16 protein-coding genes and 1 tRNA gene are annotated in these 16,642 nt (G+C 65.3%); 7 read left to right on the top strand and 10 right to left on the bottom strand.

Annotated features, from left to right (window positions below; genetic code table 11):
• Positions 1–59 precede the first annotated feature (59 nt).
• The 4 genes from MA09_RS08940 to MA09_RS08925 are packed head-to-tail and all read right to left on the bottom strand — an operon-like array spanning position 60 to position 1,853.
• On the bottom strand, positions 60–290 hold the full coding sequence (locus MA09_RS08940) for a hypothetical protein (protein ID WP_036247020.1): 231 nt from the start codon (positions 288–290) through the stop codon (positions 60–62).
• A gap of 17 nt (positions 291–307) precedes the next feature.
• Positions 308–1,270, bottom strand: a complete 963-nt coding sequence (locus tag MA09_RS08935) for an alpha/beta fold hydrolase (RefSeq protein ID WP_036247018.1) — start codon at positions 1,268–1,270, stop codon at positions 308–310.
• Positions 1,267–1,470, bottom strand: coding sequence for a helix-turn-helix transcriptional regulator (locus MA09_RS08930; protein ID WP_036247016.1), 204 nt, complete (start codon positions 1,468–1,470; stop codon positions 1,267–1,269). The genes MA09_RS08935 and MA09_RS08930 overlap by 4 nt, the downstream gene beginning before the upstream one ends.
• Positions 1,467–1,853 carry a hypothetical protein gene (locus tag MA09_RS08925; RefSeq protein WP_036247013.1) on the bottom strand — a complete coding sequence of 129 codons (387 nt, stop codon included), beginning with the start codon at positions 1,851–1,853 and terminating at the stop codon, positions 1,467–1,469. Before MA09_RS08925 ends, MA09_RS08930 begins: the two co-directional genes overlap by 4 nt.
• A gap of 151 nt (positions 1,854–2,004) precedes the next feature.
• Here MA09_RS08925 and MA09_RS08920 point away from each other — a divergent pair, with 151 nt between their 5' ends.
• A complete protein-coding gene (locus MA09_RS08920; RefSeq protein ID WP_036247011.1) occupies positions 2,005–3,249 on the top strand; it encodes a TIGR03862 family flavoprotein in 1,245 nt (414 codons plus the stop codon).
• On the opposite strand, the gene MA09_RS08915 is transcribed toward MA09_RS08920, so the two are convergent.
• From MA09_RS08915 to hpnC, 6 genes are all read right to left on the bottom strand, one after another.
• Positions 3,239–4,045, bottom strand: coding sequence for a head GIN domain-containing protein (locus MA09_RS08915; RefSeq protein WP_036247009.1), 807 nt, complete (start codon positions 4,043–4,045; stop codon positions 3,239–3,241). The two genes, MA09_RS08920 and MA09_RS08915, sit on opposite strands and share 11 nt — an antisense overlap.
• Positions 4,046–4,047: 2 nt before the next feature.
• The gene (locus MA09_RS08910) at positions 4,048–4,842 is read right to left on the bottom strand and encodes a DUF1700 domain-containing protein (protein ID WP_036247007.1); all 795 of its coding nucleotides are present in this window, start codon (positions 4,840–4,842) and stop codon (positions 4,048–4,050) included.
• A 15-nt stretch (positions 4,843–4,857) separates the two neighbouring features.
• A complete protein-coding gene (locus MA09_RS25030) occupies positions 4,858–5,010 on the bottom strand; it encodes a hypothetical protein (protein WP_200883046.1) in 153 nt (50 codons plus the stop codon).
• A 45-nt stretch (positions 5,011–5,055) separates the two neighbouring features.
• Positions 5,056–6,459 (bottom strand): hydroxysqualene dehydroxylase HpnE, encoded by a 1,404-nt coding sequence (gene hpnE, locus MA09_RS08905; protein WP_036247005.1) that lies wholly within the window; start codon positions 6,457–6,459, stop codon positions 5,056–5,058.
• The gene (hpnD, locus tag MA09_RS08900; RefSeq protein ID WP_036247003.1) at positions 6,446–7,279 is read right to left on the bottom strand and encodes a presqualene diphosphate synthase HpnD; all 834 of its coding nucleotides are present in this window, start codon (positions 7,277–7,279) and stop codon (positions 6,446–6,448) included. Before hpnD ends, hpnE begins: the two co-directional genes overlap by 14 nt.
• 83 nt (positions 7,280–7,362) lie before the next feature.
• The gene (hpnC, locus tag MA09_RS08895; RefSeq protein WP_036247002.1) at positions 7,363–8,172 is read right to left on the bottom strand and encodes a squalene synthase HpnC; all 810 of its coding nucleotides are present in this window, start codon (positions 8,170–8,172) and stop codon (positions 7,363–7,365) included.
• A gap of 101 nt (positions 8,173–8,273) precedes the next feature.
• Between hpnC and MA09_RS08890 the strand changes: the two genes are divergently transcribed.
• The 6 genes from MA09_RS08890 to clpX all read left to right on the top strand — a co-directional run bounded on the left by MA09_RS08890 (position 8,274) and on the right by clpX (position 16,477).
• Positions 8,274–9,470, top strand: a complete 1,197-nt coding sequence (locus MA09_RS08890; RefSeq protein WP_229440632.1) for an efflux RND transporter periplasmic adaptor subunit — start codon at positions 8,274–8,276, stop codon at positions 9,468–9,470.
• A complete protein-coding gene (locus tag MA09_RS08885; RefSeq protein WP_036247001.1) occupies positions 9,467–12,571 on the top strand; it encodes an efflux RND transporter permease subunit in 3,105 nt (1,034 codons plus the stop codon). The genes MA09_RS08890 and MA09_RS08885 overlap by 4 nt, the downstream gene beginning before the upstream one ends.
• A 181-nt stretch (positions 12,572–12,752) precedes the next feature.
• A tRNA-Leu gene (locus tag MA09_RS08880) sits at positions 12,753–12,839 on the top strand.
• 31 nt (positions 12,840–12,870) lie between these two features.
• A complete protein-coding gene (gene tig / locus MA09_RS08875; protein ID WP_036247000.1) occupies positions 12,871–14,211 on the top strand; it encodes a trigger factor in 1,341 nt (446 codons plus the stop codon).
• A 219-nt stretch (positions 14,212–14,430) separates the two neighbouring features.
• On the top strand, positions 14,431–15,048 hold the full coding sequence (gene clpP / locus MA09_RS08870) for an ATP-dependent Clp endopeptidase proteolytic subunit ClpP (protein ID WP_036246998.1): 618 nt from the start codon (positions 14,431–14,433) through the stop codon (positions 15,046–15,048).
• A gap of 160 nt (positions 15,049–15,208) precedes the next feature.
• Positions 15,209–16,477, top strand: coding sequence for an ATP-dependent Clp protease ATP-binding subunit ClpX (clpX, locus tag MA09_RS08865; protein ID WP_036246996.1), 1,269 nt, complete (start codon positions 15,209–15,211; stop codon positions 16,475–16,477).
• Positions 16,478–16,642 lie beyond the last annotated feature (165 nt).

Raw genomic sequence — 16,642 nt, 5'->3', positions numbered from 1 at the left:
GGCGGCAGTATGGCTTTACCATCCCGGGTCCGTCTTGATACGGCTTGGAGGTCGACGAATCAGCGTTTGGTGTCGGGATGGCGGCACATCGCGCAGGTCGCGTCGCGCTCGGCCCTGTAGTAGCGCGAGCCGATGAAGATGGCAGCCGCCAGCACCGACCAGGCCAGCGATTCGCGCCAGCCGGTTTCAAGCGCTTCGCCGCGCAGGAACACATCGATACACACCAGCAGCGCGAACATCGAGCTGGCCGCCAGCAGGTACTGCCCGCTCCAGTAGATCAGCTTTTGCATCACTCTCTCCTTGTGGTTCACAACTGTTTGAGGAAACCGCGGACGGCGTCGGCTACCGCTTCCGGCTGGTCGATCATGGCAAAGTGGCGTGCCTTGTCGATGGCCTCGACCTGCAGGCGCGGGGTGCCGCTCATCAGCTCCCGATAATACGCCAGCTTGTCGCCGATGGTGATGTCATTCAGGACCACGGCATCGGGCGCGAAGTAGGGCACCAGCATCAGGACCGGCGCCTTGACGCCTGCCAGGCCGGGCCGCAGGTCGCGCGACAGCACCGCGCCCATATAGGCCGCCACAGCCGCCGGATCGCTGCGCGCGGTGAGCTTTGCCGCATCGTCGGCCTTGGCCAGGTCGACCATCCCGATGCTGCGCATGTACTGGTGCTGCTGGGATGCGAAAGCCGGCCCGGCGAGCGCCGCCATCTGCTTGCGGATGCCGTCTGCCATGGCTGTGCGCTGCTCCGGCGACATGTCCTCGGTGCGCGGGAACACCGGCAAGCCGTCGATGGCGACGACGCCGCCGATCCTCTCCGGCAGGTCCTGGGCCAGCGCCAGCCCCAGCGTCGCGCCCAGGCTGTGCCCGATCAGCACCGGTTTCGACAGCTTGCGCAAGGCGATGAGCTCCGTCAGCGCGCCCCTGGCGGCGTCGAAGGGATCGCCGAAGGTGTCACCGCCGAGCGGCGGGCGGCCATCGAAGCCGGGCAGGGTCACGACGTAGACCGTGTGGGTCGGGGCGAAATCGCGCACCATCTGTCCCCACACCCAGCCGCCGCTGGACAGGCCCGGGACCAGCACCAGCGCACGCGGGCCGGTACCGTGGCGCTCGACCAGCATGCCCTTGATCTCGAAGCGTTCGGCCGGTGCCGGCTGGGCGGCGAAGCGGTTGGATGCTTCCACGGGAACCGGCGCCTGGGCGGCGGCCATGGGGGCGAGGCTGCTGCCGGCAAGGCCGGACAGTGCTGCGAACATCAGGGATGCTTTCATGCTGACTCCTGGTCTGGAATGAAGATCGATTCGATCGGTCGTTGGAACAGCCTGGCGATTGCGAAGGCCAGGGGCAGGCTCGGGTCGTAGCGACCGGTCTCGATCGCATTCACGCTCTGGCGGGAGACGTCGAGCATGTCGGCCAGTTCGGCCTGGCTCCATCCGCGCTCGGCCCGCAGGGTTCGGATATGGTTGTTCATCGGTCGAGCAGCTTGCGTGCAAGCTGGACCACGACCACGGAGCCGCACAGGACGCACCACACGGTAAACATGGACAGCTTCGGGTACCCGGCCGTCTCGAGGAAGCCGTAGGAGAAGGTCAGACCGGCGGTAATCGCAGCTGCGAGCGCGATGGTTTCCAGCAGGCGCATCCGCACGTATTCGTCGATCCGCCCGAAATGACGCGCGATGGCCCACAAGGCCAGGCCGAAGCCGATCATCGGCGACAGCAGCACCAGGGTACGCGCCACGCCTTCCTCCATCGGGCGGCCCCAGCGGATGGCGGCAAACAGCAGCACCATGTAGAGCGCCAACGAGCCCATCAGCTCGCGCATATAGGCCTTGCCGACCCGCTTTTCATGCATGACATCCTCCATGAAGTAAAGTATGCTTTACATCGTAGTCAAGCAAACATGACATGTCAAGCTCCCTTTACATCGGGGCCCGCATTTTATGCAAGGCGCAAACTCGACTACAATGCCGCTCCTCCCCGTTCGCCGCATGCCTTGAATCACGATGACCCAGCCCACCCAACCACAACGCGTCGCCGTGATCGGCGGCGGCCCCGCCGGCCTGATGGCGGCCGAAACCCTGGCCGCGGGCGGCGTGCGGGTGGATGTGTACGACGCGATGCCATCGACCGGCCGCAAGTTCCTGCTGGCCGGGAAAGGCGGCATGAACATCACCCATTCGGAAGCGCTGCCGGCTTTCCGCAGCCGCTATCGCAGCCGTGAGCGCGAGGTCGGACGCTGGCTGGACGGCTTCGACCCGCAGGCGGTGCGCGAGTGGATCCACGGCCTCGGCATCGGTACCTTCGTCGGCACATCCAACCGCGTCTTCCCCCTTGAGATGAAGGCCGCGCCCCTGCTGCGCGCCTGGCTGCACCGCCTGCGCGAAGCGGGCGTGCGCTTCCACATGCGGCACCGTTGGCTCGGATGGCAGGACGGCCGCCTGCGCATGGCGACGCCGGAAGGCGAGCTCCTGGTCGATGCCGACGCCACCGTGCTGGCCCTGGGCGGGGCCAGCTGGGCGCGGCTCGGGTCGGACGGCGCCTGGGCGCCGCTGCTGGCGGACCTTGGCGTCGAGGTGGCTCCGCTGGTGCCATCCAACTGCGGCTTCGACGTCGACTGGAGTGCGCATTTCAGCGAGAGGCATGCGGGCGCGCCGCTCACCACCGTCGCGATCGCCTGGCGTGGGGCCGGTGGCGTCATGGAAAAGCGCCAGGGCCAGTTCGTCGTCACGCAAGGCGGGATCGAAGGCAGCCTGGTGTATGCCGTTTCGGCGCCGCTGCGCGACCAGATCGCGGAGCAGGGCGACACCACCATCTGGCTCGACCTGTTGCCCGACCTCGACGCGGCGCGCGTCGCGCAAGAGGTGGCGCGTCCGCGCGGCTCGCGTTCGATGTCGAGCCACCTGCAGAGCCGCCTCGGCATCAAGGGCGTGAAGGCCGGCCTATTGCACGAATGCCTGCCGAAGGAAGCGTACGCCGATCCGGCGAAGCTCGCGGCCGCGCTCAAGGCCTTGCCGCTGGTGTTGCGCGGCCCGCGCCCGATCGATGAGGCGATCAGCAGCGCAGGCGGGGTGCGCTTCGAAGCGCTGGATGGGGACAGCGCGATGCTGCGCGCGCTGCCGGGCGTGTTCGTGGCGGGGGAGATGATCGACTGGGAGGCGCCGACTGGCGGCTACCTGCTCACCGCCTGCTTCGGCAGCGGCCGCGCCGCCGGGCGCGACGCGCTGGCCTGGCTCGGTCTTACTCGGTAAAGGTAACCGCGCCGCTGCCGGTGCGGCTGACGCTGCGCTCGGCCGGATTGCCGCCCACTTCGATGTCGCCGCTGCCCGAGATCGAGGCCGCGACCCTCTCGCGGGCATGCACCGTGCTCTGGCCGGAGCCGGTCTGGCTGACCTCGACCTTCTCGGCGCGCAGGTGGCGCGCATCGAGTTCGCCCGAGCCGCTGGCATTGGTGTGCAGTTCGCGCGCGCCGCCCACGATGGTCATGTGCCCGGAGCCGGTCAGCACCGCATCGAAGCGTTCGATCGAGGAGCCTGCATTCAGGTCCAGTTCGCCGCTGCCGCTCAGGGCGGCATCGACCTGGCGGAAGCGGCCATTGAAGCGCAGGCTGCCCGAACCTTGCATGCGCACTTCGATGCGCTCACCCGAGAATCCGTTGACCGTGCTGTCGCCGCTGCCGTCGATCTTGACGCTTGCCAGGCTCGGGAGCACCAGTTCGACTTCCAGGGGGCGGCGGTGGCCCAGCACCATGCCGCGGATGCCGATGTGCAGGACTTCGCCGTCCGCGCTCACGTCGACGTTCTTCAGCAGGCGCGCCTCGCCGCGCACCGCGAGCGAGGGCGCCGCGCCGTAGCGGACGGTGAGGTCGATCGGGCCGTCGAGGTCGATTGCGGTGACGCCGGCCGGGACTTCGCGCTTCTCGCTTGCCATCTGGCGCCCTTCGCTGGCCGCGGCCACGCCGTTGGCGCGCAGCACCGCATAGCTCAGGCAGATCAGCACGAAGGCCAGCATCAAGAGGCTGAATCCGACTTTCAGCAATGCCCGCATGCTCAGGCTCCCTTCAACAGCGACAGGTTCATCTTCACGTAGCGCCTCAGGCCGAGGAAGGTGTACTTGGTGACGACGAGCGACAGCAGGAACAGCAGGATCCCGCCCAGCACCATGGCGAAACCGACCAGGGTCTGGGTGGTGCGCGACTCGCCGTCCATGTCGGTAGTGATCTGGATGCCGGCGCCGGCGACTTTCTCGGCGCGCCGGATCACCCTCTCTGACTTGGCGACGTCCTTCGGGCTGTCCTCGAGCCCGGTGTCTTCCGGCGCCTCGTCCTCGTAGACGTGGATGCCCTGTTTGCCGATCGAGACCCGGGTGCGGCTGTTCTCGATCCTTTCACGCCGCTCGCCGTTCTCCATGATTTCGATCCGGTGGAGTGGATTGTTCAGGACCAGTTCGCTCGCTCCTGCCAGGCCGCTGGCCGTGACCGCGATGCCCGAAACGTAGATGCCGAGGGCGGTGCCGTAGGCCGCGACCAGCAGCGAGGCAAACACGGCTGCCGGAATTGCCATGAACAGGTTGAACACCAGCAGGCCGGCGCCGGCAAGCAGCATGCGCAGCCCATTGGCCGGGGTCTTCTTTTCCTTGAACGCATCCATGTGGGCGTTTGCGCGCAGCGTCACCGCGATCTTGCGCGGGTCGTCCAGTTCCTCGGCAATGCTCGCTTCAGTGCGGCCCGCGGCCACGCCGTCCACGAAGCGCTGCTCGTACCAGGCCAGGGTCTTGGCCTGGATCTCCGGCGGCAGGCCGCTCATGGCCCGCTTGAGCGCGTCGAGATATTCCAGTTTGCCCATGTGCTGCCGTTCCAGTCAGTGATGCGTAATGGCCGGAATCGAGCCGATCGCCAGCGCGGTCGCCGGCGCGGAGCCGCCGATGAGTTCAGGCTGGACCAGCACGGCCGTGCTGAAGGCCACGACGGCCACCAGGGCCAGGGCGCGCAAGCCGACTTCGAAGTTGCTCATGTGCTTCATGTTGATGTTCAATCCGTAAGACCTGTTTCGATGCTGTTAGCTTACGGAAGGACGCGCCGGCGCGCTGCCCGTGTGCGACAGTCTGCGTTTTTCTGGGGGCAGCTTGTCGTAGGAACGGATAAGCGCGGCGGCCGCTACCCCGCTCTGCACGGCGGTCTCGAGCGTCGCCGGGTAGTCGCTGGCCGTGTAGTCACCCGCCAGCACCAGGCCGGGCAGCGCCGTTTCGTTCCCGGGGCGAACCAGGTCCGGGGTGCAGGAAAAGGTGGCGCGCTTCTCGGTGATCACCCGCGACCACTGCGGCGCCGCCAGTTCCGGCCGTCGCAGGTCGCGGGCCAGCTGGGCGGCAATCAGGCCGGCCAGGTCTTCCTGGTCGTGCCCGGCGGCGGCGGCGGCGGCGCTGATCACGACCGCCAGCAGGCCCTGCTGGCCGGCGTCGAGCTGGCCGCGGTCGAAGGCGAACTGGCCCCAGCGGCCGTGCGCCGGGTCGTCGAGCAGGGCGTAGAAGGGCAGGGCGAGGCGCACCGACGGGTCGTATTGCAGGTAGCAGGTGGCGATCGGTTCGTAGGCCAGCGCGGAGAGCTGCGCCGCCAGTTCCGGCGCGTGCGGCGCCAGGATGGTGGCGGATTGCGTGGCGGGCGTGGCCAGCACCAGCGCGTCGAATTCCTCCGCTCCGCCGGACAGGGCGAGCCGCCAGCCGGTCGCCGTCGGGCTGGCGGCCGTCAGTTTCACGCCGCTGAGCACCTTGCCGCCATGGCCTTCGACGAAGCGCGCCGCCGCCTGCGGGAACAGGGCGCCCATGTCCATGCGCGGCAGCAGCATGTCCGAGGCCGCACGGCGTTTGGCGCCCAGGCTGTCGCGCAGCACCGCCAGGAAGACCTTGGCGGAGGCACGCTGCGGCGGGGTGTTGAGCGCGGCGATGCACAGCGGATGCCACAGCAGGCGCTTCAGGCGCGCGGGCTGGTCGAAGCGCTCGAGGAGCTCGTCGACCGTGCAGTCGTTGTAGAGCACCCAGCCCATCCAGCGCGCGGCCGTGGTGAAGCGCGCCAGGGCCATCTTGTCTTCGCGGGCCAGGCCTTTGGCGCGAACGAGGGCGGCGGCCAGGTGCAGCGGCGCCGGCCAGCGCGGCGCGACGAAGTCCATGCCCTCTCTGCCCTCGGGATAGCGCATCTGCACGGGCAGGCGCAGCAGGGCCCGGCCCGGATCGATGCCTACCAGGCGCAACAGGCGCAGGGTCTCGCCATAGGCGCCCAGCAGGATGTGCTGGCCGTTGTCGAGCATCTTGCCTTGTACCGCGACGCCGCGGGCGCGTCCGCCGAGGCTGCGTGCGGCTTCGATCAGCGTGACCCGGGCGCCCCCGGCCGCCAGTTCCACGGCAGCGGCGCAGCCGGCCCAGCCGCCCCCGGCCACGGCAACCCGCAAGCCGCCCTCAGGTGCGGACATAGGTCTTCCAGGCCAGCCACAGCTTGCGCAGCGGCGTGAGCGAGATGCGCTGGTTCAGCACCTGGAAGTTGTCGCGTGCGATCTCGTCGAGCAGGGTGCGGTAGATCGCGGCCATCATCAGGCCGGGACGCTGGGCGCGGCGGTCTTCCTTGGGCAGCAGGCCGAGTGCCTCGTCGTAGGTGCGCTGGGCGCGCTCGTTCTGGTATCGCATCAAGGCCTCGAACTTCTCGCTGTGGCGGAAGTTCAGGATGTCGGCTGCGGTCACGTTGAACTGCTGCAGCTCATTCACCGGGATGTAGATGCGGCCCTTGCGCGCATCGTCGCCGACGTCGCGGATGATGTTGGTCAGCTGGAAGGCCAGGCCGAGCTTCTCGGCATAGGCCAGGGTCTGCGGGTTGGTGTAACCGAAGATGCTGGCCGACAGGATCCCGACCACGCCCGCCACCCGCCAGCAGTATTTCTGCAGGCCGGCATAGTCCAGGTAGCGGCTCTGGTCGAGGTCCATCTCCATGCCGTCGATGATGGCCTGCAGGTGCTGCTCTTCCAGCCTGTAGGACGCGATGTGCGGCTGCAGCGCCTGCGTCACCGGGTGCGTCGGCGTGCCCTTGTACATGGTCGAGACCTCGGTGCGCCACCAGGCCAGCTTGATGCGCGCGACCGAGGCGTCCGAGGTCTCATCGACGGTGTCGTCGACCTCGCGGCAGAAGGCGTACAGCGCGGTGATCGCACGGCGGCGCTCCGGCGGCAGGAACAGGAAGCTGTAGTAGAAGCTGGAGCCGCTTTGGACCGTCTTTTGCTGGCAGTATTCGTCGGGGGACATGTATTTGTTGGTGCGAAATGCTATTGGTATGCGATGCGAATCCGCTATCTTAGCCGATGCGCAGTGCTCGTAGGGTGAAGGGATCACATCCGCAGCGCGCGCCACCCGACCACGATCCAGTCGGCCGGCGCCAGCGTCGGACGGCGCCGGAACACGTCGTACTCGGCCTTCTCGATGGCTTCCAGGATGCGCAAGCCGCCCTGCACCATGAGGCGCAGTTCCCAGCCGATGCGGCCCGGCAGGCGGTGCACCAGCGGGCTGCCGCTCAGCATCAGGGCGCGGGCGCGCTCGACCTCGAAACGCATCAGGGCACGCCAGGCCGGCGTGGAGGGGCTTGTGGCCAGTTCCGCTTCCGAGACGCCGTGGCGCTCCAGGTCTTCCAGCGGCAGGTAGATGCGGCCCTTGGGCAGGTCGATCGCCACGTCTTGCCAGAAGTTAATCAGCTGAAGCGAGGTGCAGATCGCATCCGAATCGCGCAGGTTGCGCTCGTCGACGGCATCGTACAGTTCCAGCATCAAGCGCCCCACCGGATTGGCCGAACGCCGGCAGTAGTCGAGCAGGGCGGTGTAATCGGCATAGCGGGTCGTGGTCACGTCCTGGCGAAAGGCCGACAACAGGTCGTGCATCGGCGACACCGGCAGGCGGAATTCGCGTACCACGCCGGCCAACTGCCTGAACATCGGGTCTGCGGGTGTATGGCCACGTTCGATGGCCTCGAGCTCACGTCCATAGCGCTCCAGTTCGGCCAGCCGTTCGGGCGGCGCGGCGTCGCCTTCGTCGGCGATGTCGTCGGCGCTGCGCGCGAAGGCGTAGATGGCCTCCACCGCCGGCACTAGGCGGCGCGGCAGCAGGATGGAGGCAACCGGGAAGTTCTCGTAATGCTCGACTGGCATAGTTGACTGTTGACTCTCATGTCGGGTTTCTGGCTCTTCCGGTGATTATAATTGCTTGATTACAATTGCCCCAACTTGGCACAATCGACAAGGGACTACACGTGTTCGCACTTCCGAAGTTTCGCCCTACCCGCATTGCATATGCCGCGCTGTCGCTGTCCCTGCTGTCCCTGCTGTCCCTGCTGGCCGGCTGCGACAAGCCGGCCCCCAGGCCCGAGGAGGTACGTCCGGTGCGCGTCATCCAATTGGCCGCAGGCAATGGCGGCGAGCGCGTCGAGTTTTCGGGCGACGTCCGTGCGCGCTATGAATCGCGCCTGGGCTTCCGGGTGGGCGGCAAGATCGTCGAGCGCAAGGTGGACGTGGGCGCCAACGTCAAGGACGGGCAGGTGCTGCTGCGTCTCGATCCGCAGGACCTGCGCCTGGCCGAGGCCCAGGCGCGCGCTACCCTGCGCGCTGCGGAGACCGAACGCGACCTCGCCCAGGCCGACTACCAGCGCCACCAGAACCTGCGCGCCCAGAATTTCGTCAGCCAGGCCGTCCTGGACGCCAAGCAGGCGGCCCTGCGCGCCGCGCAGGCGAATGTCGATGCGGCGCGGGCAGGCTTCCGCGGCCAGTCGAACCAGGCCGCTTATGCCAACCTGGAATCGGACACCGACGGCGTGGTCACGGCGGTCGACGCCGAAGTCGGCCAGGTGGTCGCCGCCGGCGCACCGGTGGTGCGCGTGGCCCGCACCGACGAGAAGGAGGTCGTGATCGGCATCCCCGAGGACCGGGTCGAGGAGCTGCGCCAGGCCAGCGAGGTCAGCGTGCGCTTGTGGGCCAAGCGCGACGAAGCCATTCCCGGCAAGATCCGCGAGGTCTCGCCGGTGGCCGATCCCGCCACCCGTACCTATACGGTCAAGGTGTCGATCCCGGCCCGTCCCGACATCCGCCTGGGGATGACGGCGACCGTGGAGATGACGACCGGCGGCAGGTCCAATGCGTCCACGCTGCGGGTGCCGCTCAGCGCGCTGGTGCAGGACAAGGGCGCGACCAGCGTCTGGGTGGTCGAGAACGGTCGGTCCGCCGCAGCGGTGGTGCGGCTTCTCCCCGTGCAGGTGGCGGGCCAGTCGGGCAACGACATTCTGCTCTCCGGCGGCGTACAGCCCGGGCAGACCGTGGTAACGGCCGGCGTGCACCTGCTCAAGCCGGGCCAGAAGGTGCGGATCCTGACGGCCGACGTTGCGCGCCGCGGCGATACCGAGGCCGCCGCAGTCGGCGCCGGCACCGCCGCCGGCAACGACGGGGGCGGGCAATGAGGGGTTTCAACCTGTCGCGCTGGGCGCTGGAACACATCCCGCTCATGCGCTACCTGATCGCCGCCCTGCTGATCGGCGGCATCCTCAGTTACCAGCAACTGGGCCAGGACGAAGACCCTCCCTTCACCTTCCGCGCCATGGTGGTCAGCGCCGTCTGGCCGGGTGCGACCGCCGTCCAGATGGCCGAGCAGGTGACCGACCCCCTCGAAAGGAAGCTGCAGGAAACGCCCTACATCGACCGCATCCGCAGCTTTTCCAAGCCGGGCGAGACAACCATCATCCTCGAGTTGCGCGAGTCGACGCCGCCCCTTGAAATCGCGCCGACCTGGTACCAGGTGCGCAAGAAGATCGGCGACATGCGTGCAAGCCTGCCGCAGGGGGTGGTCGGCCCCTTCTTCAACGACGAATTCGGCGACACCTACGGCTCGATCTTCGCGCTGTCCGGCGACGGCTTCACCCAGGCCGAGATGCGCGACTATGCCGACTTCGTGCGCCAGCAACTGTTGAAAGTGCCGCTGGTCTCGAAGGTCGAGCAGTTCGGCGTGCAGGCCGAGAAGATCTATATCGAATTCTCCAGCAAGAAGTTCGCCCAGCTGGGCGTGCCTTTCGAGCAGATCGTCAACCAGATCGCTACCCAGAACGGGGTCGAGGCCAGCGGCGTGCTGGTAACGCCCACCGACAACCTGCAGGTGCGCGTCACCGGCGCCTTGAAGAGCCTCGATCTGTTGGAAAACCTGCAGCTGCGCGCCGGGAACACGACGTTCCGGCTGGGCGACTTTGCGGCGGTAGTGCGCGGCTACCAGGATCCGCCACGGGACAAGATGCGCTTCAACGGCAAGGAAGTCATCGGCCTGGGCGTGTCGATGGAGAAGGGCGGTAACATCATCAGGCTGGGCGAGGGCCTGGACGAGACCGTGGCGCGCATCCGCTCGCAGCTGCCGGTCGGTATCGAGCTGGAACGGGTGTCGAACCAGCCGCAGGCCGTCACCGCCTCGGTCGACGAATTCATCAAGGTGCTGGCCGAAGCGGTGATCATCGTGCTGGCCGTGTCCTTCATCTCGCTCGGCCTGCACACCAAGCCGAAGCTGCGCATCGACGTGCGCCCCGGCCTGGTGGTCGCGCTGACCATTCCCCTGGTGCTGGCGATCACCTTCCTGTTCATGCGGGTGCTCGACATCTCGCTGCACAAGATCTCGCTCGGCGCCCTGATCATCGCGCTCGGCCTGCTGGTGGACGACGCCATCATCGCGGTCGAGATGATGGTGCGCAAGATGGAAGAGGGCCTGTCGCGCTTCGAGGCGGCCACCTTCGCCTACACCTCGACCGCGATACCGATGCTCACCGGGACCCTGATCACGGCGGCCGGCTTCCTGCCGATCGGCCTGGCCAAGTCGGCCGCAGGCGAATACACCTTCACCATGTTTTCGGTGAACGCGCTCGCCCTGCTCATTTCCTGGGTGGCGGCGGTGGTGTTCACGCCCTACATCGGCTACGTCCTGCTGAAGGTGAAGCCGCATGATCATGGCGAATCCTCGCATGACGTATTCGACAGCCCGGCTTATGCACGCTTCCGCCGGCTGGTCAACTGGTGTGTCGAGTGGCGCAAGACCACGATCGCGCTGAGCCTGGGCGTGTTCGCGCTCGGCGTGTTCGGCTTCAACTTCATCGAGAAGCAGTTCTTCCCCGATTCCAGCCGTCCCGAACTGATGGTCGAGATGTGGTCGCCGGAGGGCACGAGCTTCGCCGCGAACGAGGCGGTCGTGAAGCGCTTCGAAGCATTCTTGCAAAAGCAGGAGGGCGTGCAGAGCGTGACCAGCTATGTCGGCACCGGCAGCCCGCGCTTCTACCTGCCGCTGGACCAGATCTTCCCGCAGTCGAACGTTTCGCAGCTGGTCGTCCTGCCCGCGGACGCCGTCGCACGCGATGCGCTGCGCCTGAAGATCGAGGAAGCCTTCCGCACCGACTTCCCCGAGGTCCGCGGGCGGGTGAAACTGCTGCCGAACGGGCCGCCGGTGGCCTATCCGGTGCAGTTCCAGGTACTGGGGCCGGACATCGGCATCGTGCGCAAGGTGGCCGACGGGGTCAAGGAGGTCTTGCGCGCCAACCCGAACACGGTCGGCGTCAACGACAACTGGAACGAGGCGGTCAAGGTGCTGCGCCTCGACCTCGACCAGGACAAGCTGCGCGCGCTCGGCGTCACCTCGCAGTCGGTGCGGCGCGTCATCAACACCACATTGAGCGGCACCCCGGTGGGACAGTTCCGCGAGACCAATCGCCTGATCGACATCGTGGTGCGCCAGCCGATCGAGGAGCGCTCGACCATTACCCGCCTGTCGGAAGCCCTGGTCCCCACCGGCAGCGGCGGGGCCGTGCCGATCGGGCAGGTGGCCCGGGTCCGGTTCGCGTGGGAGCCGGGCGTGGTATGGCGTGAGGGGCGCGAGTGGGCGATCATGGTCCAGTCGGACGTGGTCGAAGGCATCCAGGGGCCGACCGTTACCGCCCAGGTGGACGAGAAGCTGGCGGCGATCCGCGCCAAGCCGCCGGCAGGTTACCGCCTCGAGGTGGAAGGCGCAGCGGCCGACAGTTCCGATGCGGAGGCGTCGATCATGGCCAACGTGCCGCTGGTGCTGTTCATCGTGTTCACGCTCCTGATGCTGCAGCTGCACAGCTTCTCGCGCTCGCTGCTGGTCTTCCTCACCGGGCCGTTGGGCATCGCCGGTGCGGCGATGGCGCTCCTGGCGTTCGACCGGCCCTTCGGCTTCGTCGCCAACCTGGGCGTGATCGCGCTGTTCGGCATGATCATCCGGAATTCCGTGATCCTGGTCGACCAGATCGAGCAGGACATCGCCGCCGGGGCGGAGGCATGGAATGCGATCGTCGAGGCGGCGGTGCGGCGCTGCCGGCCGATCCTGCTGACCGCCGCGGCGGCGGCCCTGGCGATGATCCCCTTGTCGCGCTCCGTGTTCTGGGGGCCGATGGCGGTGGCCATCATGGGTGGATTGCTGGTGGCGACCGCGCTGACCTTGCTGTTCCTGCCGGCGCTGTATGCGGCGTGGTTCCGGGTAAAGAAGCCGGCGGGGCCGACAATCGCGCAGGGGTGAAGCAGGGTTCCTCCATATAGATGAGCTGCCATCCCCGCACGCAGAGCAAAAAACGCCCCAATAGTGTCAGAAAATCCAGTAAAATAATTGATTGAAGTTGTAGCCCCTAAACAGAGGAGTGCAGGGCGGCCGGTTTCACTGTCGGGCGCCCTTTGTTTTTGTGGCAAAAATGCAATCCTGCGCGAGGATGGCGAAATTGGTAGACGCACCAGGTTTAGGTCCTGACGCCAGCAATGGTGTGGGGGTTCGAGTCCCCCTCCTCGCACCACGAATAATTATTTTTTTGGACGATTTTTACAATGGCAACTGCAGTCGAAACCCTGGGTAAACTCGAGCGTCGCTTGACGATCACTTTTCCGGTAGCTGACGTCCGTAGCGAGGTCGAAAAGCGCCTCAAGAAGCAGGCCAAGACGGCAAAGGCCCCGGGCTTCCGCCCAGGTAAGGTGCCGCTCAAGATGGTCGCTGCGCAATACGGTTACCAGATCGAATCGGATGTGCTGAACGACAAGGTCGGCCGTGCGTTCAACGACGCCGCCAACGAGAACCAGTTGCGTGTTGCCGGCTTCCCGAAAATCGAGCCGAAAGAGGACGCACCGGAAGGCATGCTCGCTTTCGATGCGACCTTCGAAGTCTACCCGGAAGTCGTGATCGGCGACCTCGCCAACGTCGAGGTCGAAACCGTCGCTGCCGACGTGACCGACGCCGAAATCGACAAGACCATCGATATCCTGCGCAAGCAGCGCGTGCACTACCACACCAAGGGTGAAGAGGGCGAGCACGGCACCGGCGGCGAGGCCGTGGCTGCCAACGGCGACCGCGTCACCGTCGACTTCGTCGGCAAGATCGACGGCGAAGAGTTCGCCGGCGGCAAGGCCGAGAACTACGCATTCGTGCTGGGTGAAGGCCGCATGCTGCCGGAATTCGAAGCCGCGACCGTCGGCCTGAAAGTCGGCGAAGCCAAGACCTTCCCGCTGCCCTTCCCCGAGGATTACCACGGCAAGGACGTGGCCGGCAAGACTGCCGAGTTCACCATCACCCTGAACAAGCTCGAATGGGCCCACATGCCGGAAGTCGACGCGGAGTTTGCCAAGTCGCTGGGCATCGAAGACGGTTCGATCGAGAAGATGCGCGAAGACATCAAGACCAACCTGGAGCGTGAAGTCAACGCCCGCATCAAGGCCCGCAACAAGGAAGCCGTGATGGACGCGCTGGTCAAGGCCACCGAGTTGGACGTGCCGAAGGCCATGATCCAGCAGGACTCGGAGCGCCTGGCCGAAATGACCCGCCAGGACATGATGCAGCGTGGCATGGACGTCAAGGCCATGCCCTTCCCGCCGGAGATGTTCGCCGACAAGGCCGAGCGTCGCGTGCGCCTGGGCCTGATCCTGTCGCAGCTGGTATCGGATAACAACCTGCAGGCAACCCAGGAGCAGGTCAAGGCCCAGATCGAAGACTTCTCGCAGAGCTACGAAGATCCGAAGGAAGTCCTGAAGTACTACTACAGCGACCGCCGCCGCCTGGCCGAAGTGGAGGCTCTTGTATTGGAAGAAAACGTCGTTAACTACGTCCTCGGCAAGGCGAAGGTCAGCAGCAAGACTATCGCTTTCGATGAACTGATGGGCGGCAACGTCCAGGGTTAATGAATGCCAGCCAGCAAGGCTGTTGTGGTCTAATCGTAGGGTGGGCGGCTTCGCCGCCCGCGCGGTGATAGTTAGCGGCAAGATCATCGAAACCGAGATCGGAGCCGGCAGCGATCACCTCGTGGGCGGGGGACCCGCCCACCCTACGTGTCTGTGCAAACCACGCGCACCTGCTAACATTGGATTTCTGAACCCCTATTTACAAGGAACGAGACAGGTATGATTCGTAATCCGGCATTGGATACCCAAGCACTCGGCCTCGTGCCGATGGTGGTCGAACAAAGCGGCCGCGGCGAGCGCGCCTATGACATCTACTCGCGCCTCCTCAAAGAGCGCGTCATTTTCCTGGTCGGCCCTGTCAACGACCAGATGGCCAACCTGATCGTGGCCCAGCTGCTGTTCCTGGAGAGCGAGAATCCGGACAAGGACATCTCGCTCTACATCAATTCGCCGGGCGGTTCCGTCTCGGCGGGCCTGGCGATCTTCGATACGATGAACTTCATCAAGCCGGACGTCTCCACCCTGTGCACCGGCCTGGCCGCCTCGATGGGCGCCTTCCTGCTGGCTGCCGGCGCCAAGGGCAAGCGTTTCTCGCTGCCGAATTCGCGCGTCATGATCCACCAGCCGTCCGGCGGTTCGCAGGGCATGGCCTCGGACATCGAGATCCAGGCCAAGGAAATCCTGTACCTGCGCGAGCGCCTGGCACGCATCATGGCCGAGAACACCGGCCAGAGCATCGATCAGATCCACAAGGACACCGACCGCGACCGTTTCATGTCCGCGGAAGAGGCCGTCGAGTACGGTATGATCGACCGCGTGCTCACCAACCGCGCGTAAAGAAAGACGTTGCGACACCGCCAAGGTGTTGCCAAAAAACGCCCGGGCGGAAGTACGTTCGGGCGTTTCGTTTTTATTTCGGGTAGCATGTTCGTGTGCGCACTTGTTGCGTACCCGTATTAGCGATATATTCATTGCAATTCATTAAATTACCTGCCCCATGTCTGACAAAAAATCCTCCAGCGGCGAAAAACTTCTGTACTGCTCGTTCTGCGGAAAGAGCCAGCACGAAGTCAAGAAGCTGATCGCGGGACCGTCGGTGTTCATCTGCGATGAATGCATCGACCTGTGCAACGACATCATCCGCGACGAGACTTCCAATGTCGAATCGGTGGCGGGCGCCAAGTCCGATCTGCCGACGCCTCACGAAATCACCGAACTGCTCGACCAGTACGTGATCGGCCAGCAGACGGCCAAGCGCATCCTGTCGGTGGCGGTGTACAACCACTACAAGCGCCTCAAGCACCTGGGCAAGAAGGACGACGTCGAACTGGCAAAGAGCAATATCTTGCTGGTCGGCCCGACCGGTTCCGGCAAGACCCTGCTGGCCCAGACCCTGGCGCGCATGCTCAACGTCCCCTTCGTGATTGCCGACGCGACCACGCTGACCGAAGCCGGCTATGTCGGCGAAGACGTCGAGAACATCATCCAGAAGCTGCTGCAAAGCTGCAACTACGAAGTCGAGAAGGCCCAGCGCGGCATCGTCTACATCGACGAGATCGACAAGATCTCGCGCAAGTCGGACAACCCGTCGATTACCCGCGACGTGTCGGGCGAGGGCGTGCAGCAGGCCCTGCTCAAGCTCATCGAAGGCACGATGGCCTCGGTGCCGCCGCAGGGCGGCCGCAAGCACCCGAACCAGGACTTTGTCCAGATCGACACGACCAACATCATGTTCATCTGCGGCGGCGCCTTCGACGGCCTGGCCAAGATCATCCAGAACCGTTCGGAAAAGAGCGGTATCGGTTTCGCGGCCACGGTCAAGAGCCAGACCGAGCGCGCCAACAGCGAAATCCTGATGGAAGCCGAACCGGAAGACCTGATCAAGTTCGGCCTGATCCCGGAACTGGTCGGTCGTCTGCCTGTCGTAGCCACCTTGAGCGAGCTCACGGAAGAAGCGCTGATCCAGATCCTGATCGAGCCGAAGAATGCTTTGATTAAACAGTACTCGAAGCTGCTTGAAATGGAAGGCGCCGAACTCGAAATACGTCCTGCGGCCTTGCACGCGATCGCGCGCAAGGCGCTGGCGCGCAAGACCGGCGCCCGCGGACTGCGTTCGATTCTCGAGCACGCTTTGCTGGACGTGATGTACGAATTGCCGAGCCAGCAGAATGTGGTGAAAGTCGTGATCGATGAAAATACGATCACGAATGCTGCAAAACCTTTGTTGATTTACAGCGAAACGCCGAAAGCATCCGGCGAAAACTGAAAAAAGCGCGCACTCTTGCCACAAAAGTCTTGCCCTACGGATTCTTGAAGGTACAATTTACTTCAATAAAAGACGCAGGCTTCAATCGAAAAGCCACTCGCCGGGGAAGCCCAGCGGTGGCTTTTTCATTTGAAACGCGGGTTTTATTGGAACGGCCATTGATAT

It is taken from the genome of Massilia sp. BSC265, assembly GCF_000740675.1.
Taxonomy (GTDB): Bacteria; Pseudomonadota; Gammaproteobacteria; order Burkholderiales; family Burkholderiaceae_D; genus Telluria.
This window is presented reverse-complemented; position numbering and strand designations above follow the sequence as displayed.